The organism is Agrococcus lahaulensis DSM 17612 (genome assembly GCF_000425105.1).
GTDB classification, from domain to species: Bacteria; Actinomycetota; Actinomycetes; order Actinomycetales; family Microbacteriaceae; genus Agrococcus; species Agrococcus lahaulensis.
Genome location: NZ_AULD01000006.1, coordinates 619134 through 638605 on the forward strand (window position 1 = coordinate 619134; position 19472 = coordinate 638605).

A 19472-nucleotide genomic window follows, 5' to 3' on the forward strand; every position below is an offset into this window, starting at 1 on the left:
CCCCAGGTACATGGCTGAGACGAGTTCCGTCACCGACGGCATCCACTACCACCAGCACGACGTCCTCATCATCGGCGGCGGCGGCGCGGGCATGCGCGCCGCGATCGAAGCCGCCCCGAAGGCGTCGACCGCCGTCATCACGAAGCTCTACCCGACCCGCTCCCACACGGGCGCGGCGCAGGGCGGCATGGCCGCCGCGCTCGCGAACGTCGAGGAGGACAGCAACGAGTGGCACACCTACGACACGGTCAAGGGCGGTGACTACCTCACCGACCAGGACTCGGCCGAGATCCTGACGCGCGAGGCCATCGACGCGGTCTACGACCTCGAGAACATGGGCCTGCCGTTCAACCGAACGCCGGACGGCAAGATCGACCAGCGCCGCTTCGGCGGCCACACGCGCGACCACGGCAAGGCGCCCGTGCGCCGCGCGTGCTACGCCGCCGACCGCACCGGCCACATGATCCTGCAGACGCTGTACCAGAACTGCGTCAAGCACGGCGTCGAGTTCTTCAACGAGTTCTACGCGCTCGACCTCATCATGACCGAGACGCCCGAGGGCAAGCGCGTCGCGGGCGTCGTCGCCTACGAGCTCGCGACGGGCGAGATCCACGTCTTCCAGGGCAAGGCGGTCGTCTTCGCGACCGGCGGCTTCGGCAAGATCTACAAGACCACCTCGAACGCCCACACCCTCACGGGCGACGGCGTCGGCATCATCTGGCGCAAGGGCCTGCCGCTCGAGGACATGGAGTTCTACCAGTTCCACCCGACGGGCCTCGCGGGCCTCGGCATCCTCCTCACCGAGGGTGCGCGCGGCGAGGGCGCGATCCTCCGCAACGCCTCGGGCGAGCGCTTCATGGAGCGCTACGCGCCGACCATCAAGGACCTCGCGCCGCGCGACATCGTCGCGCGCTCGATGGTGCAGGAGGTGCTCGACGGCCGCGGCGCCGGTCCGAACAAGGACTACGTCTACCTCGACTGCACCCACCTCGGCGCCGAGGTGCTCGAGACGAAGCTGCCCGACATCACCGAGTTCGCCCGCACCTACCTCGGCGTCGACCCGGTCGTCGAGCGCGTGCCCGTCTACCCGACCGCGCACTACGCGATGGGCGGCATCCCGACGAACAACGACGCCGAGGTGCTCGCCGACAACGAGACGGTCATCCCCGGCCTGTACGCGGCCGGCGAATGCGCGTGCGTCTCGGTGCACGGCGCGAACCGCCTCGGCACGAACTCGCTGCTCGACATCAACGTGTTCGGCAAGCGCGCCGGCAACAACGCCGTCGCCTACGCGAAGACGGCCGACTTCGTCGACCTGCCGGCGGATGCGGCCGACGGCGTCGTGAAGATGCTCGCGCAGCTGCGCGAGGGCACGGGCACCGAGTCGGTCGCCGAGATCCGCAAGGCCCTGCAGGAGACGATGGACCGCAACGCCCAGGTCTTCCGCACCGAGGAGACGCTGCAGACGGCGCTCGCCGACATCGCGAAGCTCCGCTCCCGCTACCCGAACGTGCGCATCCACGACCGCGGGCGGCGCTTCAACACCGACCTGCTCGAGGCCGTCGAGCTCGGCTTCCTGCTCGACCTCGCGGAGGTCGTCGTCGTCTCGGCGATCAACCGCAAGGAGTCGCGCGGCGCGCACATGCGCGACGACTACCCCACGCGCGACGACGTGAACTTCATGCAGCACACGATGGCGTACCGGACGGCCGCCGAGACGGGCGCCAGCCAGGGCATCCGCCTCGACTGGAAGCCGGTGCGCGTGACCCACTACCAGCCGACGGAGCGGAAGTACTGATGAGCGACACCCAGCTGCCACAGGGCGACCCGAAGGGCCAGGACTCGGGCGTGCACCCCGCGCACAGCGGCCCGACCGGCGCGCCGACGCCGATGGCCGACCGCCCCGACACCGCCTCGACCGACGACCAGTCGAGCGCGCACCAGGTCGCCGAGGCCGCCGCGCAGTCGTCGACCGAGCCGAAGCCGGTCGAGAACGAGTACGACGGCGCCGACCGCGAGACGCAGCCCGCCCCGTCGCACGACGTGCCCGAGTCGTTCAACGTGACCGTGATCGTGCGCCGCTACGACCCCGAGGTCGACGACGAGCCGCGCTGGGTCGACTACGACGTCCAGATGTACCCGACCGAGCGCATCCTCGACGCCCTCCACCGCATCAAGTGGGAGCAGGACCCGAGCCTCGCGTTCCGCCGCTCGTGCGCGCACGGCATCTGCGGCTCCGACGCCATGCGCATCAACGGCAAGAACCGCCTCGCCTGCAAGGCGCTCGTGAAGGACTTCGACATCTCGAAGCCCATCTACGTCGAGGCGATCAAGGGCCTGCCGCTCGAGAAGGACCTCATCGTCAACATGGAGCCGTTCTTCGACTCCTACCGCGAGATCCAGCCCTTCCTCCAGGCGGCCTCGAAGCCCGAGAAGGAGCGCCACCAGACGATCGCCCAGCGCGAGCGCTTCGACGACACCACGAAGTGCATCCTGTGCGCGGCGTGCACGACCTCGTGCCCCGTGTTCTGGACCGACGGGCAGTACTTCGGCCCGGCCGCGATCGTGAACGCGCACCGCTTCATCTTCGACTCGCGCGACGAGGCGAGCCAGGTGCGCCTCGACATCCTCAACGACAAGGAGGGCGTGTGGCGCTGCCGCACGACCTTCAACTGCACGGATGCGTGCCCGCGCGGCATCCAGGTCACCAAGGCGATCGCAGAGGTCAAGCAGGCGCTCATCTCGGGCGTCAAGCTCTAGCGAGCCTGCCTTCGAAGGGCCCAGGAGATTGTTAGCCTGGCAACGTATCGTCGCGGCCATGGCTACCGCATCCGAGACCAGGGCCGCGCACTCGAGGAACGGCGCGCCGACGAGCGCCGACCGCGTCCGCGCGTGGGCCGTGCTGCTCGCGCTGCCGATCACGATCGCCGCCGCCGCGCTCGGCGGCGGGCTCTTCGGCGGTCGGGAGATCGGCTCCTCCGCGGGCGGCGCCCTCTCCGACGCCGCGACGCCGATCGCGCCCGACGGCCCCGCCTTCTCGATCTGGAGCGTCATCTACTTCGGCCTCGCGGCCTACGCCGTGTGGCAAGTGCTGCCGAAGCAGCACGCCGACCGCCGCCAGCGGGCAACCGGCTGGCTCGCGATCGCCTCGCTCGTGCTGAATGCGGCGTGGATCCTCGCGGCACAGACCGACGTGCTGTGGCTCACCGAGGTCATCATCGTCGTGCTGCTCGCGGTGCTCATCACGATCTTCGTGCTGCTGCGCCGCGGCCGCCCCGACTCGTGGATCGAGGCGCTCGTCGTCGACGGCACGTTCGGCCTCTACCTCGGCTGGGTCTCGGTAGCGACCGCCGCGAACACCGCGGCGTTCCTCGCCGACCTCGGCGTCGCGCCCTCGCCCTTCGAGCCGTGGGCGATCGCGGTGCTCGCCGTCGTCGCGCTCGTGGGCGTCGCGCTCGCCCTGTGGAGCCGCGGGCGCGTCGCGCCGGCGCTCGCCATGACGTGGGGCCTGTCGTGGATCGCGGTCGGGCGGTTCACCGGCGAGCCGGAGTCGGCGCCGACCGGCATCGCGGCGATCGTCGCCGCCGCGCTCATCGCGATCGCGACCGTCGTCGCGCGCCTCCGCGACCGGCGCCGCTGAGCGGCGCAGCACGGGACGCGGAGCGCGCGATGGGGCAGACTGGCGGCGTGACCAAGACGATCGCCGCGCTCGACCGGCTCGACGCGCTGCGGGCAGCGCTCGACGGCGTCGCGCTGCCGCTCGCCGTCGCGGGCGCCGACGCCGCGCGCGACGCGCGGAAGGCTGCGGTGCGGCAGATCGACGACTACATCCAGCCGCGGCTCGCGCACCTCGACGCGCCGCTGCTCGCGGTCGTCGGCGGCTCGACCGGCGCGGGGAAGTCGACGCTCGTGAACGCGCTCGTCGGGCATCCCGTCACGCGCACGGGCGTCATCCGGCCGACGACCCGGCAGCCGATCCTGCTCCACTCCCCCGCCGATGCCGCGTGGTTCGCCTCGACGCGCATCCTGCCCGGGCTCTCCCGCATCACCGGCGTCGTCCGCGAGGCGCCCTCGCACGAGGCCGGAGACGACCCGGACGCGGCGCTCGTCGGCTCGGTCGTGCTCGTCGCCGACGAGCGCGTGCCGCGCGAGCTCGCGATCCTCGACGCGCCCGACGTCGACTCGATCGCCGACGAGAACCGGCAGCTCGCCGCGCAGCTGCTCGCCGCGGCCGACCTGTGGCTCTTCTGCACGACCGCGAACCGCTACGCCGACGCGGTGCCGTGGCGGCTGCTCGACGACGCCGCGGCGCGCGACATCACCGTCGGCGTCGTGCTGAACCGCGTGCCGCCCGGCGCCGAGGCCGAGGTCGAAGCCGACCTGCGGCACATGCTCGCCGCGCGCGGGCTCGGCGCCGCGCCCGTCTTCGTCGTCACCGAATCCCCGCTCGACGAGCGCGGCATGCTGCCGGCGGGCGCGGCCGCGGCCGTCGGCGGGTGGCTGCGGGGCATCGCCGGCGACCGCGCCGAGCGCGCACGCGTCGCGGGCCGCACGCTCGCCGGGGCGGTCGAGCGGCTCGCGGTCACCGCTCGCGCGGTCGCCGAGGCGCGCGACGAGCAGCTCGTCGTCGTGCGGGACCTGCGCGCGACCGTGCGCACGGCCCACGACGACGCCGCCGAGCGCGTGCAAAACGCGACGCGCGACGGCGTGCTGCTGCGCGGCGAGGTGCTCGCCCGCTGGCAGGACTTCGTCGGCACCTCCGACGTGTTCCGCACCGTCGAGTCCTGGTACTCCCGCACGCGCGACCGCGTCGTCGCGTGGTTCCAGGGCCGGCCGCCGCCCGCGGTCGAGGTCGAGCACGAGATCGAGAGCGGCCTGCACGCCGTCATGGTCGACGAGGCCGGTCGCGCCGCATCCGACGCCTGGTCGCGCGTGCGGCAGAGCGCCGTCGGGCGGCAGCTGACGAGCGGCGTCGACCTCGCCCGTCCGTCCCCCGACCTCTCGGAGCGCGCGAGCCGGCTCGTGCGCGAGTGGCAGCAGGGGCTCATCGAGCTCATCACCGAGCAGGCTGCGGGCAAGCGCACGAAGGCGCGCGTCATGTCGCTCGGCCTCAACGTCATCACGGTCGCGCTCATGGTCGTCGTGTTCGGCTCGACCGGCGGCCTCACGGGCGCCGAGCTCGCGATCGCGGGCGGCTCGGCGGTCGTCGGGCAGAAGCTGCTCGAGACGATCTTCGGCGAGGACGCGGTGCGCCGCCTCGCGGCGCAGGCGCGCGACGACCTCGACGCGCGCGTGCGCGCGCTCATGGACGCCGAGGCGGCCCGCTGGGACGCGCTGCTCGAGCCCGTCGAGCGGGGCACGACGGCGGATGCGCTGCGCGACCGGGCGGCGGAGCTCGAGACCGCGATGCGGTCGGTGGGCGACGCCGCGAGCGAGCCGTCGCGAGAGGTGCAGCGCAGCGACCTCGTCGAGGCCGAGGTGCTCGACGACGACGCCGAGGCTCCGCTCGAGGCGGAGGCCGACGAGGTGCGCGAGCTCGAGCGGCGCTCGGGCTGGGCGCCGCCCCCGGTGCTGCCGCGAGCGCAACCCGGCGCCGACGAGGCGGGCCGGTGAGCGAGCCGACCGTCGACGCGCTGCTCGGCGCGCTCTCGGAGGCGGCCGAGCTCGGCGCGGGCCGCGTGCCGGAGGACGAGCTCGAGGCGGTGCGGCGCATCGTCGCGAGCGCCGCCGAGCGCCGCGCGCTCTCGTCCGAGCACACGGTGGTCGGCTTCTTCGGCGCGACGGGCTCCGGCAAGTCGTCGCTCATGAACGCGCTCGCGGGCGAGGCGATCGCCGCGACGCACGTGCGCCGCCCGACCACGTCGGTGCCGCTCGCCGCCGTCTGGAACCCGACGGGCGCATCCCCCCTGCTCGACTGGCTGCAGGTGAGTGACCGGCGCATCATGGAGCGGCCCTTCGCCCCCGGGCAGGAGCTCTCGCTCATCCTGCTCGACCTGCCCGACTTCGACTCGGTCGCGCTCGAGCACCGCGCGATCGCCGAGCGCCTCGCCGGTCAGGTCGACGTGCTCGTCTGGGTCGTCGACCCGCAGAAGTACGCCGACGCGGTCATCCACCGCGACTTCATCGCGCCGCTCGCGAGCCACGCAGCCGTCACGGCCGCGGTGCTCAACCAGGTCGACCGGCTGCCGGAGGGCGAGGTGGGCCGCGTCGTCGAGTCGCTGCGCGGGCTCCTGCGCCGCGACGGGCTCGGTGACGTGCTCGTGCTCCCGGTCTCGGCGACGACTGGCGCGGGCGTCGACGACCTGCGGCGCGTGATCGCGCGCTTCGCGGCGGAGCGGAAGGCGGCGTCGCAGCGGCTCGCGGCCGACATCCGCACGGTCGCGGGCCGGCTCGAGGCGGCCGGTGTGCCGGGCAAGGTGCGTGCCGCCGACACGCAATCGCTCGAGCGCGGGCTCGCCGCGGCAGCGAACGTCGACGCGGTCGCGAACGCGGTCGCCGGCTCCTATCGCAAGCGCGCCGGGCAGGTGACCGGCTGGCCGCTCACGTCGTGGATCCTGCGGCTCGCGCCGGACCCGCTGCGCCGCCTGCACCTCGCCCCGGGCCGCGACGCGCGGCGCGACGCCGAGCTGCACCGCACGAGCCTGCCGCCGATGAGCGCGGCGCAGCGCGCGCAGGCGGGCACGGCGGTGCGCGCCTACGCCGACACGGCCGCCGCGGGGCTCGGCGACGGGTGGTCGGCGGCGATCCACGAGCACGCGGCGGATGCGCTCGAGTCGCTGCCGCCGGAGCTCGACCGGGCAGTCGCGCGCACCGACCTCGGCGCCCGCGCGTCGTGGTGGTGGCCGCTGCTCGGGGCGATCCAGTGGATCGCGCTCACCGCGGCGGTGCTCGGCGGCGTGTGGCTGCTGCTGCCCGTGCTGCTGCCGCTGTGGGGCATGGTCGCGCCGGTCATCCCGCAGGTCGAGGGCACCGCGACGTGGCTCGACGGCTGGCCCGTCCCGCTCGCCCTGCTCATCGGCGGGCTGGTGCTCGGCGTCGTGCTCGGCATCGTCGCCGCGATCATCGGCGGCGCCGTCGGCGCGGCGCGCCGGTCCCGGGCGAGACGGCGGCTGCGCAAGCAGGTGGCCGCCGTCGCGCGGGAGGTCGTCGTGCTGCCGATCGAGGTCGAGCGCGAGCGGGCCCGCGAGTTCGCGGCCGCGATCGCGCGGGCGCAGGGCTCGCGGAAGCGCTCCCCCGGGGTGGGCTGAGCCTCAGCCGGCGGCAACGGCGGCAGCGAGTTGCCGTGCCTCGGCCGCCGAGCGGGCGCCGAGCACGCGCTCCGCCCGTGCCCGCGCCTCCTCGAGCGTGACGGTCAGCAGCTCGGCGCGCACGTCGGCGATCGCCGCCGCACTCATCGAGAGGGTCGTGACGCCGAGCCCGACGAGCACGACCGCGAGCGCCGGGTCGGCCGCCGCCTCGCCGCAGACGCCCACCGGCTTGCCCGCGCGAGCCCCCGCATCCCCCAGCATCTTCACGAGCCGCAAGACCGCTGGGTGCCACGGGTCCTGCAGCGCCGCGACGGAGCCGAGCTGCCGATCGGCGGCGAGCGTGTACTGCGTGAGGTCATTCGTGCCGATCGAGACGAAGTCGCACGCCTCGACCACCTGGTCGGCGACGACCGCGATCGACGGCACCTCAGCCATCGCGCCGACGACCTCGAGCCCGAGCTCACGGCCGAGCGCGACGAAGTACTCCGCCTCCTCGACGTCGGCGATCATGGGCGCCATCACCCACAGCTCGGCGTCGGTCGCCGCGCCGGCGTTCGCGAGCGCCGTGAGCTGGTCGCGGAGGATCGCCTCGTTCGCCCGCAGCGCGCGGATGCCGCGCAGCCCGAGCGCCGGGTTCTCCTCGTGCGCGTCGTTCAGGAACGAGAGCGGCTTGTCGGCGCCCGCGTCGAGCACGCGCGCGACGACCTTCTTGCCGGGGAACGCCTGCAGCAGCTCGGTGTACGACGCCGTCTGCTGCTCGATGCTCGGCGCGCTCGAGGAGTCGAGGAAGAGGAACTCGGTGCGGAAGAGCCCCACGCCCTCGGCGCCGGTGGCGACCGCGGCCGCCGCGTCCTTCGGCGACCCGACGTTCGCGAGCAGCGGCACCTGGGTGCCGTCGGCGAGCGCTCCGGCGGTGATGGGCGCGGAGGCCGCGGCGAGGCGCGCCTCGCGCTCCGCGAGGGCGGCCTCGACGGATGCGTCGTCGGGCTCGAGCTCGACCGTGCCGGCCCGCGCGTCCACGATCGCGCGCTGCCCGTCGGCGGCCGCATCGAGCAGCCCCACGACGCCGACGACCGCCGGCAGCGACTTCGAGCGGGCGAGGATCGCGGTGTGGGAGGTCGGACCGCCCTCCTGGGTCACGAGCGCGAGCGTCCGCTCGAGGTCGAGGGTCGCGGTGTCGGCGGGCGCGAGGTCGCGTGCGACGAGGATGAACGGCTCGTCCGAGACGGGCACGCCGGGCGCCGGCACGCCGCGGAGCCGCGCGACGACGCGCTGGGCGACGTCGTCGAGGTCGGTCGCGCGCTCGGCCATGTAGCCGCCCATCGCGGTGAGCATCTCGCGGAACTGGGCATACGCATCCCACGTCGCCCGCTCGGCGTTCGCGCCGCCGTCGAGCCGAGAGCGCACGTCGTCGAGGATCGCCGGATCCTGCGCCATGAGCGCCGCTGCCTCGAGCACCTGCTGCGACTCGCCGCCCGCGGCGGCGGCGCGCGCGTTGAGCTCGTCGGCGACGTGCGCGAGCGCCTGCTGCACGCGGGCATGCTCTGCATCGACGTCGGCGGCGAGCGGCTCGTCGCTCGGCAGCGCGAGCGGCTCCGGCATCCTCAGCACCTTCGCGGCAGCGATGCCGCGCCCGACCCCGACTCCTGCGAGCGCACTCATGCTGCAACACTACGCTGGGCTCGCCGAGCGTTGCCACGAGCGTGCGAGGGGGGCCCATGAAGCAGCTGGTCGACCGCGTGATGCGGTCGTGGCCGGTGCGGGCGTGGCAGCGCTTCCTCGAGCTGCGCGGCCCCGTGCTCGCGCAGGGCATGACGCTGCAGGCGTTCCTCTCGCTCTTCGCCGCCCTCTTCCTCGCCTTCTCCATCTTCATGGCGGTGCTCGGCGACAACGTCGTGCTGCGGGAAGCCGTCATCGAGTCGATCGGCGCCGCGATCCCCGGCCTGCTCGGGCCAGAGGGTGCGCTCGACGTCGAGCAGCTCACGGGCTCGAGCATCGTCGGCTACACCGGCCCCATCGCCTCGGTCACGATCCTCATCACCGCGATCGCGTGGATCGCGGTGAGCCGCGAGGGCTTCCGGGCGATGTTCGACCTGGGCCCGGCGCCCTCGAACTTCTTCCTGCTGAAGCTCGGCGACCTCGGCGTCGCGATCGGCATCGGGCTGCTCGTCGTCGTCTCCTCCGCCGTGCTCGTGGTGACGCAGAGCCTCGCCGACGCGCTCGGCCTCGGGTGGACGGCGCAGCTCATCGGCTACGCGGTGCAGCTCGTGCTCGACTCGACGGTCGTGCTGCTGCTCTACCGCTTCGGCGGGCGGCTGCGGCTTCCCGCGAAGCAGATCGTGCCCGCTGCTCTCGCGTGCGGCGTCGCGTTCTTCGTGCTCAAGCAGCTCGCGACCCTGCTGTTCCGCGGGGTCGAGAACAATCCGCTGCTCGCGGGCATCGCCGCGCCCGTCATCATCCTCATCTGGCTCGGCTTCATCATGCAGGTGCTGCTCATCGTGCTCGCGCTCGTCGCGGTCACCGACACGGGCCGCGCCTACACGCGGCTCGTCGAGATCGGCGGGCTCGACGCGACGCTCACGCCCGAGCGGGCGGCGGAGCTGCTCGAGGAGGTGCGGGCCGCTCGCCGCGACGGCGACGACGCCGCGAAGGTGCACCGCCGGCTCGCGAAGCGGCTCCGCTGAGCAGCGCGGGCGCGCCCGCCGCGGCGCCGCCCGTCGGCGCGCCTCGGTAGGCTCGATCGCATGGTCCGCATCGCCTCCGTCAACGTCAACGGCGTGCGCGCCGCCTTCCGCAAGGGCATGGGCGAGTGGCTCGAGGCCGGCGGCTTCGACGTCGTCGCCCTGCAGGAGGTGCGCGCCCTCGACGAGGACCTGCTGCCGCTCGTGCCGGGCTGGCACGTGCTGCACGACCCCGCGACCGCGAAGGGCCGCGCGGGCGTCGCCGTGCTCTCGCGCGAGCCCTCGATCGAGCACCGCACCGACATCGGCCTGAAGACCTTCGACACGAAGGGCCGCTGGCTCGAGGCCGACTTCCTCATCGGTGAGACCCTGCTGGCGGTCGTCTCGGCTTACGTGCACTCGGGCGGCGAGGTCGGCAGCCAGAAGCAGGACGACAAGTACCGCTTCCTCGACTCGATGGCCAAGCGCCTCCCCCAGCTGCGGCAGCACGCCGAGCACGTCGTGGTGATGGGCGACTTCAACGTCGGACACACGCCGCTCGACATCAAGAACTGGAAGGGCAACCAGAAGAACGCCGGCTTCCTGCCCGAGGAGCGCAGCTACCTCGACCGCTTCTTCGGCACCGGCATGGTGACGGGCGTCGACGGCAAGCGCGGCCGCGGGCACGGCTGGGTCGACGTCGGCCGCGCCGCGCACCCCGACCAGGACGGCCCCTACACGTGGTGGTCGCAGCGCGGCAAGGCGTTCGACACCGACACCGGCTGGCGCATCGACTACCACATGGCCTCCCCCGCGCTCGCGGCGGTCGCGCGCGACTACCGGATCGACCGGGCGAGCGCGTGGGACACGCGCTGGTCCGACCACGCCCCCGTCATCGTCGACTACGACCTGTGACCACAGACACGAGGAACGCATCCATGCCCAACCCCCGCCTGTACTCGGGGATGCAGCCCTCCTCGGGCTCGCTCCACCTCGGCAACTACATCGGCGCGCTGCAGCAGTGGCGCGCGATGCAGGGCGATTTCGACGCCTTCTTCTCGATCGTCGACCTGCACGCGATCACGGTGCCGCAGGCTCCGGATGTGCTGCGCGAGCAGGTGCGGACGCTCGCCGCGCAGTACATCGCGGGCGGCATCGACCCCGACCGCTCGTGCCTGTACGTGCAGTCGCACGTCGCCGCGCACGCGCAGCTGCAGTGGCTGCTCGCGACCATCACGGGCTTCGGCGAGGCGAGCCGGATGACGCAGTTCAAGGACAAGACGGTCAAGGGCGGGCAGGAGGCGGCCTCCGTCGGCCTGTTCACCTACCCGATCCTGATGGCCGCCGACATCCTGCTCTACGACACCGAGGTCGTGCCGGTCGGCGACGACCAGAAGCAGCACGTCGAGCTCACCCGCGACCTCGCGGAGCGCTTCAACAAGCGCTTCGGCAAGACGTTCACGGTGCCGAAGCCCGTGATCCTCGCGGGCGGCGCGCGCATCTACGACCTGCAGTCGCCCGAGTCGAAGATGTCGAAGTCGGCCGACAACGACAAGGGCGTCATCTGGCTGCTCGACGAGCCGTCGAAGACGGCGAAGAAGATCCGCTCGGCGGTCACCGACACCGACGGCTCGATCCGCGCCGACCGGGCGTCGAAGCCCGGGGTCACGAACCTGCTCGACATCCTCTCGGCGATGACCGGCACGCCCGTCGCGTCGCTCGAGGCGGAGTTCGCGGGCGAGGGCTACGGCGTCTTCAAGACCGCGGTCGCCGATGCGGTCGTCGCCGAGCTCGCGCCCGTGCGCGAGCGCACGCTCGAGCTGCTCGCCGATCCCGCCGAGCTCGATCGGCTGCTCGCGGCGAACGCCGAGCGCGCCGCCGAGGTGGCCGACGCGACGCTCGCCCGCGCGCTGGGGGCGATGGGGCTGCGATGAGCGCCGCGCCGCTCGCGGGTCCTTCGCTGCCGGTGCTCGGCCGCAAGGTGCTCCTCACGGCGCTTCGCGAGGACGACGTCGACCGGGTCGTCGAGGCGTGCTCGACGGAGCAGGCGCGGCGCTTCCTCGACACCCCCTGGCCCTACGCGCGCGCCGACGCGGAGGGCTTCGTGCGGGGGTTCGCGCCCGCCGGCTGGCGCGGCGAGCACGACGAGCGCGTGTGGGCGATCCGCGAGTCGCTGCGCGGACCGCTCGCGGGCGTGATCGGCCTCCGCACCGAGCGCGGCGAGGTCGGCTTCTGGCTGCACCCCGATGCCCAGGGCAAGGGACTCATGGCGGATGCGCTGCGCACCGTCGTCGGGCACGCGGAGGGCTGCCTGACGTGGCCCGAGGTGCACTGGCGCTGCTACGACGGCAACGTCGGCTCGATGCGCGTCGCGAAGGCGGCCGGCTTCGCCTACCTCGGCACGCTCGAGGGCACGCAGCGCGGCGAGCCGGTGCTGCAGCATCACGCCGTGCGCGTCGCATCGGGCATGCCCGCCGACGCCCGCCCCTGGCCGCCCCTCGACTGACAGCCGCGCTCTTCCGCCCCGCCCGCCGCAGAGTGCCGGAACTCTGCTCTCAGCGTGCCCGTTCGGCGCAGAGTGCCGGAACTCTGCGCTCAGCGGGCCGGTTCCGCGCAGAGTGCCGGAACTCTGCGCGAGGCCGGGCTGCGTCGGGCGGGAATGGGGCGTGCTCGAGGCGAGTTGTAGGGTGGCAAGTGCAACGTGCCCGGGGTCAGTGCAAGTCTGAACCGGCGGTGACAGTCCGCGACCCGAGAGGCCCGCTCGAATCCGAGCGGCCGATCGGCTGAGCTGGTGGAATTCCAGCACCGACGGTGAGAGTCCGGAGGGGAGGCGCACGTGGGGTCGCTCGCGACCCCCGTTCCCCGCGCGCGTTCGGAAGGGAACGGCATGGCAGGCAACGGCACCGCGGGCATCACCGCGGCGGAGCGCGGCGCGATGGCTCGCGCGCGCGAGCTCGCCCTGCTCGGCCCGCGCGGCGTGAACCCGCAGGTCGGCGCCGTCATCCTCTCCCCCGACGGCCGCGTGCTCGCCGAGGGCTGGCACCGCGGCGCCGGCACGCCGCACGCCGAGGTCGACGCGCTCTCGAAGGTCGCGCCCGGCGAGGCCCGCGGCGCGACCGCCGTCGTCACCCTCGAGCCCTGCAACCACACCGGCCGCACCGGCCCGTGTGCGCTCGCACTGCTCGAGGCGGGCGTCGCCCGCGTCGTGCACGCCGCCGCCGACCCCGGCGAGGCCTCCTCCGGCGGCGCAGCGCGCCTCGCGGCAGCGGGCGTCGAGGTCGAGCGGCTCGACGAAACTGAGGGCGAAGCCCTCATCGCCGACTGGCTCTTCGTGCAGCGCACCGGCCGACCGCGCGTGACCGTCAAGTGGGCCCAGTCGCTCGACGGCCGCGCTGCTGCCGCCGACGGCTCGAGCCAGTGGATCACCGGACCTGAGGCGCGCGCCCACGTGCACCGCGAGCGCAGCGCGCACGACGCGATCGCCGTCGGCACCGGCACGGTGCTCGCCGACGACCCGAAGCTCACCGCGCGCATCCCCGGCGTCGACGACGCGCCGCAGCCGCTCCCCGTCGTCTTCGGCGACCGCGCCGTCCCCGACGGCGCCGCCCTCCGCAACCACCCCAAGGGCTTCCGCACCGCCGGTCGCGACCTCGAGGCCGAGCTCCGCGCCCTCGCCGCCGACGGCATCCAGTCCCTCTACGTCGAGGGCGGCCCGACGCTCGCGAGCGCGTTCATCCGCGCGGGCCTCGCCGACCGCTTCACGATCTACCTCGCGCCGACCCTCCTCGGAGGTCCGCGCACCGCGCTCGACGCCATCGGCGTCGGCACCATCGACGAGCAGCGCCGCCTCGCGGTCACGCGACTCGAGCAGCTCGGCCGCGACCTCCTGGTCGAGGCCACGACAGAGAGCGAGCAGTGATGTTCACCGGCATCATCGAAGAGCTCGGCGAGATCGTCTCGTTCGAGCCGCACCGATCCGAGCAGGGCGAGGCGTGGCGCCTCACCGTGCGCGGCCCCCTCGCCGTGAGCGACGCGTCGCACGGCGACTCGATCGCCGTCAACGGCCTGTGCCTCACGGTCGTCGAGCAGACGACGGATGCGTTCACGGCCGACGTCATGCAGATCTCGGTCGACATGTCCACACTGGGCGACCGCCGCGCGGGCGACCGCGTGAACCTCGAGCGCGCCGCCGCGGTCGGCGACCGCCTCGGCGGCCACATCGTGCAGGGGCACATCGACGGCACCGCGACGGTGCTCGCGGTCACCGACGGCGACGGGCAGCGCACCGTGCGCTTCTCGCTCGCGCCGGAGCTCGCGCACCTCGTGGTGCGGAAGGGCTCGATCGCCGTCGATGGCATCAGCCTCACGGTCTCGGCCGTGAGCGAGCCGGGCGAGCCCGAGCAGTGGTTCGAGGTGTCGCTCATCCCCGAGACGCTCGAGTCGACGACGCTCGGCTTCCGCGGCGTCGGCGACCGGGTCAACATCGAGACCGACATCGTCGCTCGCCATGTCGAGCGCATGCTCCAGCGGGAGGACGCACGATGAGCATCACCACGATCGACGCGGCGCTCGAGGCGCTCCGTGCCCGGAAGCCGATCATCGTCGTCGACGACGAGGGCCGCGAGAACGAGGGCGACCTCATCCTCTCGGCGCAGCTCGCGACCGCCGAGTGGATCGCCTTCATGGTGCGCCACAGCTCCGGCTACCTGTGCGCGCCGCTCACGGGCGAGCGGGCCGACGAGCTCGGGCTGCCGCTCATGGTGCTCGAGAACGAGGACTCGCGGCAGACGGCGTACACGATCACGGTCGACGCCGCCGATCGCGACAGCACGGGCATCTCCGCCGACGACCGCGCGCACACGCTGCGCGTGCTCGCGAACCCCGCCGCGACCCCGGCCGACCTCCGCCGGCCCGGCCACATCGTGCCGCTGCGCGCCGTCGAGGGCGGCGTGCGGCAGCGCGCCGGGCACACCGAGGCGGCCGTCGAGCTCATGCAGCTCGCGGGCCTCGAACCGGTCGCCGCGATCGGCGAGCTCGTCGAGGACTCGGGCGAGATGCGCCGACTCCCGTCGCTCATCGCCTTCGGCGACGAGCACGGCCTGCCCGTCATCACGATCGCCGACCTCATCGACTACCTCGACGCGGGTGGCCTGCCGACCGCGTGCAAGGGCGCGAACGAGGAATCGGCGCGCGTGTCGTTCGAGGTCGAGACGAACGTGCCGACGCGCTGGGGCACGTTCCGGATGGCCGCCTACCGCGACCGGCAGACCGGCGCCGACCACGTCGCCATCATCGCCGGCCGGCCTTCGGACGGCGCGCTCGTGCGCGTGCACTCCGAGTGCCTGACGGGCGAGGCGCTCCACTCGCTCAAGTGCGAGTGCGGGCCGCAGCTCGACGCCGCGCTGCAGCAGGTGCAGGAGTCGGGCAACGGCATGGTCGTCTACCTGCGCGGGCAGGAGGGCCGCGGGATCGGCCTCATCAACAAGCTCAAGGCCTACCGCCTGCAGGAGGACGGCCTCGACACGCTCGACGCGAACCTCGCCCTCGGGCTGCCCGCCGATGCGCGGGAGTACGGCGCGGCCGCCGCGATCCTCAAGCAGCAGGGGCTCGGCTCGATCCGGCTGCTCTCGAACAACCCGCTCAAGCAGGCGGAGCTCGAGAAGCACGGCGTCGAGGTCTCCGAGCTCGTGCCGCTGCTCGTCGGCGTCGGCGACTTCAACGAGCAGTACCTGCAGGCGAAGCGCGACCGCATGGGGCACCAGCTGCCTGCGGTCATCACCCAGAACGACGAGCAAGGAGAGCACTGATGGCCGGAGACGGACGCCCCGAGACCCACCGCCTCGACGCGCACGGGCTGCGCATCGCGATCGTGCACGGCCGCTGGCACGAGCGCATCGCGGACGGCCTGCTGGAGGGCGCGCGCCGCGCGCTCGCGGAGACCGGCGCGGAGGTCGTCGAGCTGCCCGTGCCGGGCGCGTTCGAGCTGCCGGTCGTCGCGCAGGGCGCGCTCGAGGCCGGCTTCGACGGCGCGGTCGCGCTCGGCGTGATCATCCGCGGGGGCACCCCGCACTTCGAGTACGTCTCGCACGCCGCCACCATGGGGCTGACGGAGGTCGCCGTGCGCACGGGTAAGCCCGTCGGCTTCGGGGTGCTCACCCTCGAGGACGAGCAGCAGGGCATCGATCGCGCGGGCCTGCCCGGCTCGAAGGAGGACAAGGGCCGCGAGGCGGCCGAGGCGGTCGTCGAGGCCGCGCTCGCGCTCCGGTCGCTGTCGTCCATGCGGCCGTAGCCGGCAGGGACCGAGGTATCAGACACTCGTTACACTGGGCAGGTCGTCCCCCGGAGCCGAAGGTGGCTCCCACGCGGCCGGACCGTCACGAGCGGACCGCTCCACCGCGCGCCAGCACACCCGCGACCACCGCGCGCGCGACGCTTACCAGGAAGCAGCATGTCCATCTCCGCAACCCAGGCGTCCTCCGCGCCGTCCAAGCCGGCCAACTCCCGCGGCCGCGTCATCTTCGCGAGCCTCGTCGGCACGACGATCGAGTTCTACGACTTCTACGTCTACGCGACCGCCGCCGTGCTCGTGTTCCCGCACCTGTTCTTCCCGGCCGGCGATGAGACGACGGCGCTGCTGTCGTCGTTCGCGGTCTTCGGCGCCGCGATGGTCGCGCGCCCGATCGGCTCGATCGTCTTCGGCCACCTCGGCGACAAGCACGGCCGCAAGGTCACGCTCGTCGGCGCGCTGCTCACGATGGGCGTCGCGACGTTCCTCATCGGCGTGCTGCCGACCTACGCGCAGGTCGGCTGGGTCGCGGCCGCCCTGCTCGTGCTCATGCGCCTCGCGCAGGGCTTCGCGCTCGGCGGCGAGTGGTCGGGCGCCGCGCTCGTCGCGACCGAGAACGCCCCGGTGGGCAAGCGCGCCTGGTACGGCACGTTCCCGCAGCTCGGCGCGCCGATCGGCTTCATCATCGCGAACGGGCTGTTCCTCATCATCGCCGCGGCGCTGCCGAGCGACGACCCGTCGATGCCGTCCGAGGCGTTCCTCGAGTGGGGCTGGCGCATCCCGTTCCTCTTCTCCGCCGTCATGGTCATCGTCGGCCTCTACGTGCGCCTCAAGCTCGTCGAGTCGACGGCGTTCTCGAAGGCGAAGTCGAGCGGCGCGGTGCAGCGCCTGCCGCTCGCGACCGTGTTCCGCGACCACTGGAAGGAGCTCATCCTCGGCACCTTCTTCATGCTCGCGACCTACGTGCTCTTCTACCTCATGACGGCGTTCTCGCTCACCTACGGCCGCGCGCCGGTGGACGCGGCGGTGCCGGGCCTCGGGTACTCGTACAACACGTTCGTGCTCATGCTCATCGTGGGCGTCGTCTTCTTCGGCATCTTCACGCTCGTCTCCGGTCCGCTCGCCGACCGCTTCGGCCGCCGCACGACGCTCATCTGGGTGACCGCGGCGATCATGGTCTTCGGCCTGCTGTGGGTGCCGCTCACGGGCGGCGGCTTCTTCGGCGTCATGGCGTGGCTCATCATCGGCATGTCGCTCATGGGCTTCACGTTCGGCCCGATGGGCGCGCTGCTGCCGGAGCTGTTCCCGACGAACGTGCGCTACACCGGCTCGGGCATCTCCTACAACGTCTCGTCGATCCTCGGCGCGGCCGTCGCGCCCTTCATCGCCGTCGCGCTGTGGACGCTCGGCGAGGGCAGCCCCTTCTGGGTCGGCGTCTACCTCGCCGGCGCCGCGCTGCTCACGCTCATCGCGCTCATCGTCTCGAAGGAGACGAAGGACGTCGACATCGAGCGCTGACGCGCGACGGATGCGTGCGGCCCGCTGCCCGGGAGGGTGGCGGGCCGCTTCGCGTCAGCGGGCAGGCGCGACGAGCGTCGGCACGGACGTCACGGTCGCGATGCCGGCCGCGAGGCGCTCCATGTCGGAGCCGGGCGCGTCGTCGGCGCGGTGCTGCCGGATGGCGAGCCGCACGTCGTCGCCGTCCTGCTCGGTCATCGTCGTCTGCACGATGCCGAACGGCGCGAGCGGCGCCTCGACGAGCTCGACCCCGTCGGGCGCGGCGACATCGGGCGCGTTGAGGTTGAGCACGGTGCCGGCCGGCGCGGCGAGCAGATCGGGCAGCACGCGCGCCGCGACCGCGGCCGCCGTCTCCCAGTGCTCCCCGCCGCCCTCGCGGAGGCCCACGTCGAGCGAGACGGCGAGCGCTCGCACGCCGCCCTGGCCCGCGGTGAGGGCGGCGCCGACCGTGCCGGAGTGCAGGATCGCGCTGCCGACGTTCGCGCCGCGGTTGATGCCGCTCAGCACGACGTCGGGCACGGGCCCGAAGGCACCGTGCAGCGCGAGCAGCACGATGAGCGCCGGTGCCGCGTGCACAGCGTGCGCCTCCGCGATGCCCGGCAGCTCCCGCCGCTCGGTGTGCACGGTGCCCTTGCCGCCGGCCGCGGTGACGGCGGTGCCCTCGGTGGCGATGATGGATGCGCTCGCACCCGAGTGCTCCTCGGCGGGCGCGGCGACGACGACCTCGAGCCCCGCCTCCGCGGCGACGAGCGCGAGGGCCGCGAGGCCCGGCGCGTCGATGCCGTCGTCGTTCGTGATGAGCGCTCGCATCAGTCCTCCTCCTCCTGCTCCGGCTCGATCGGCTGCAGCTCGACCCGCTCGGCGATCGCGCGGATGGCGTCGGCGTCGCCCGTCCCGAGGCCGCGGCGGGTCGCGTTGACGGCTCCCGCGGCCGCGCCGAGCCGGATCGCGTCGGCGTGGCTGCCGCCCTGGGCGAGCACCGCGGCGACCGCGGCCGTGTACGAGTCGCCCGCGCCGCGGGTCTCGACCGGCTCGAGCTCCGGCGCGACGACGCGCCACGCGCCCTCCTCGCCGACGACGAGCGAGCCGGCATCGGCCCGCGTGATGGCGACGAGGCCGATGCCCTCGTCGGCGAGCTTCCGGGCGGCGCGCAGCAGCTGCCGCTCGTCGTCGCCGTCGTCGACCCGGCCGTCGGACTCGAGCTCCTCGTGGCTCACCTTGAGCACGTCGACGCCGCCCTCGAGCGCCGCCTCGAGCCGCGGCCCGGCGAGGTCGACGAGCACCGGCACGCCAAGGCCGCGCACGTCGCTCGCGAGCCGCCGGTAGGCGTCGGGCTCGAGCATCGACTCGCCCTCGGGCCCCGAGAGGATGACGAGGTCGGCCTTCGGCGCCTCGCTGAGCGCCGCCGAGTAGAGCGCGTCGAGCTCGTGCCGGGCGAGCGGCTCCCCCTCGGCCTCGACGATCGGCTCGCGGTCGTCGTCGCGGCGGTCGTGCACGTAGGCCGGGCCGATCGCGTCGCGCTCGATCGCGACGACGTCGAAGCCCTCCCGCTCGAGCAGCTGCCGCACGACGACCCCCGTCTCCCCCGCCACCGTGCACACGAGGGCGACGTCGGTGCCGAGCGCCCGCAGCATCCGCCCCTGCCACACGCCCTGGCCGCCGACGTGGACGTGCACGTCGGGGCCGCCGCGGAACTCCTCGATCGTGACGGTGAGCAGCGGCGCCGGGGCGAAGATCATCACGCGTGCCATGGCGACACAG

Annotated in this window: 17 protein-coding genes and 1 riboswitch; of the genes, 14 read left to right on the forward strand and 3 right to left on the reverse strand. The window is 73.4% G+C overall.

Annotated elements, in window-relative coordinates; translation table 11 throughout:
- The first annotated feature begins 10 nt into the window (after positions 1–10).
- From sdhA to H508_RS0107780, 5 genes are read left to right on the forward strand one after another with little or no spacing between them, the layout of a single operon-like run.
- Positions 11–1798 carry a succinate dehydrogenase flavoprotein subunit gene (gene sdhA, locus H508_RS0107760; protein ID WP_026373634.1) on the forward strand — a complete coding sequence of 596 codons (1788 nt, stop codon included), beginning with the start codon at positions 11–13 and terminating at the stop codon, positions 1796–1798.
- Positions 1798–2760, forward strand: coding sequence for a succinate dehydrogenase iron-sulfur subunit (locus tag H508_RS15290; protein WP_425393455.1), 963 nt, complete (start codon positions 1798–1800; stop codon positions 2758–2760). The genes sdhA and H508_RS15290 overlap by 1 nt, the downstream gene beginning before the upstream one ends.
- 58 nt (positions 2761–2818) lie before the next feature.
- Complete coding sequence (locus tag H508_RS0107770; RefSeq protein WP_026373635.1) at positions 2819–3640, forward strand: TspO/MBR family protein; 822 nt, start codon at positions 2819–2821, stop codon at positions 3638–3640.
- A 47-nt stretch (positions 3641–3687) separates the two neighbouring features.
- The gene (locus tag H508_RS15295; RefSeq protein WP_245569477.1) at positions 3688–5613 is read left to right on the forward strand and encodes a dynamin family protein; all 1926 of its coding nucleotides are present in this window, start codon (positions 3688–3690) and stop codon (positions 5611–5613) included.
- Positions 5610–7247, forward strand: coding sequence for a GTPase (locus H508_RS0107780; protein ID WP_026373636.1), 1638 nt, complete (start codon positions 5610–5612; stop codon positions 7245–7247). Before H508_RS15295 ends, H508_RS0107780 begins: the two co-directional genes overlap by 4 nt.
- A gap of 3 nt (positions 7248–7250) precedes the next feature.
- Here H508_RS0107780 and ptsP read toward each other — a convergent pair whose 3' ends face one another.
- Complete coding sequence (gene ptsP, locus H508_RS0107785) at positions 7251–8909, reverse strand: phosphoenolpyruvate--protein phosphotransferase (RefSeq protein WP_026373637.1); 1659 nt, start codon at positions 8907–8909, stop codon at positions 7251–7253.
- A gap of 56 nt (positions 8910–8965) precedes the next feature.
- Here ptsP and H508_RS0107790 point away from each other — a divergent pair, with 56 nt between their 5' ends.
- The 9 genes from H508_RS0107790 (at position 8966) to H508_RS0107830 (ending at position 17711) form a co-directional block, all read left to right on the forward strand.
- Positions 8966–9931 (forward strand): YihY/virulence factor BrkB family protein, encoded by a 966-nt coding sequence (locus H508_RS0107790; protein WP_026373638.1) that lies wholly within the window; start codon positions 8966–8968, stop codon positions 9929–9931.
- Positions 9932–9991: 60 nt separating this feature from the next.
- The gene (locus tag H508_RS0107795) at positions 9992–10822 is read left to right on the forward strand and encodes an exodeoxyribonuclease III (RefSeq protein WP_026373639.1); all 831 of its coding nucleotides are present in this window, start codon (positions 9992–9994) and stop codon (positions 10820–10822) included.
- A gap of 23 nt (positions 10823–10845) precedes the next feature.
- Positions 10846–11841 carry a tryptophan--tRNA ligase gene (gene trpS, locus H508_RS0107800; protein WP_084155204.1) on the forward strand — a complete coding sequence of 332 codons (996 nt, stop codon included), beginning with the start codon at positions 10846–10848 and terminating at the stop codon, positions 11839–11841.
- A complete protein-coding gene (locus H508_RS16770; RefSeq protein WP_051222977.1) occupies positions 11838–12413 on the forward strand; it encodes a GNAT family N-acetyltransferase in 576 nt (191 codons plus the stop codon). Before trpS ends, H508_RS16770 begins: the two co-directional genes overlap by 4 nt.
- A gap of 191 nt (positions 12414–12604) precedes the next feature.
- Positions 12605–12747: riboswitch (FMN riboswitch) on the forward strand.
- Positions 12748–12794: 47 nt separating this feature from the next.
- On the forward strand, positions 12795–13826 hold the full coding sequence (gene ribD / locus H508_RS0107810) for a bifunctional diaminohydroxyphosphoribosylaminopyrimidine deaminase/5-amino-6-(5-phosphoribosylamino)uracil reductase RibD (RefSeq protein WP_026373641.1): 1032 nt from the start codon (positions 12795–12797) through the stop codon (positions 13824–13826).
- Positions 13826–14452, forward strand: a complete 627-nt coding sequence (locus tag H508_RS0107815) for a riboflavin synthase (RefSeq protein WP_026373642.1) — start codon at positions 13826–13828, stop codon at positions 14450–14452. The genes ribD and H508_RS0107815 overlap by 1 nt, the downstream gene beginning before the upstream one ends.
- Complete coding sequence (locus tag H508_RS0107820) at positions 14449–15714, forward strand: bifunctional 3,4-dihydroxy-2-butanone-4-phosphate synthase/GTP cyclohydrolase II (protein ID WP_026373643.1); 1266 nt, start codon at positions 14449–14451, stop codon at positions 15712–15714. Before H508_RS0107815 ends, H508_RS0107820 begins: the two co-directional genes overlap by 4 nt.
- Positions 15714–16196, forward strand: coding sequence for a 6,7-dimethyl-8-ribityllumazine synthase (ribH, locus tag H508_RS0107825; RefSeq protein WP_026373644.1), 483 nt, complete (start codon positions 15714–15716; stop codon positions 16194–16196). The genes H508_RS0107820 and ribH overlap by 1 nt, the downstream gene beginning before the upstream one ends.
- 159 nt (positions 16197–16355) lie before the next feature.
- Positions 16356–17711, forward strand: coding sequence for an MFS transporter (locus H508_RS0107830; protein ID WP_156906019.1), 1356 nt, complete (start codon positions 16356–16358; stop codon positions 17709–17711).
- 54 nt (positions 17712–17765) lie between these two features.
- Here H508_RS0107830 and surE read toward each other — a convergent pair whose 3' ends face one another.
- Both surE and H508_RS0107840 read right to left on the reverse strand, forming a co-directional pair.
- Positions 17766–18521 carry a 5'/3'-nucleotidase SurE gene (surE, locus tag H508_RS0107835; protein WP_035254265.1) on the reverse strand — a complete coding sequence of 252 codons (756 nt, stop codon included), beginning with the start codon at positions 18519–18521 and terminating at the stop codon, positions 17766–17768.
- Entirely contained in the window at positions 18521–19462 is a 942-nt protein-coding gene (locus H508_RS0107840; RefSeq protein WP_026373647.1) for a 1-phosphofructokinase family hexose kinase, read from the reverse strand. Before H508_RS0107840 ends, surE begins: the two co-directional genes overlap by 1 nt.
- Positions 19463–19472 lie beyond the last annotated feature (10 nt).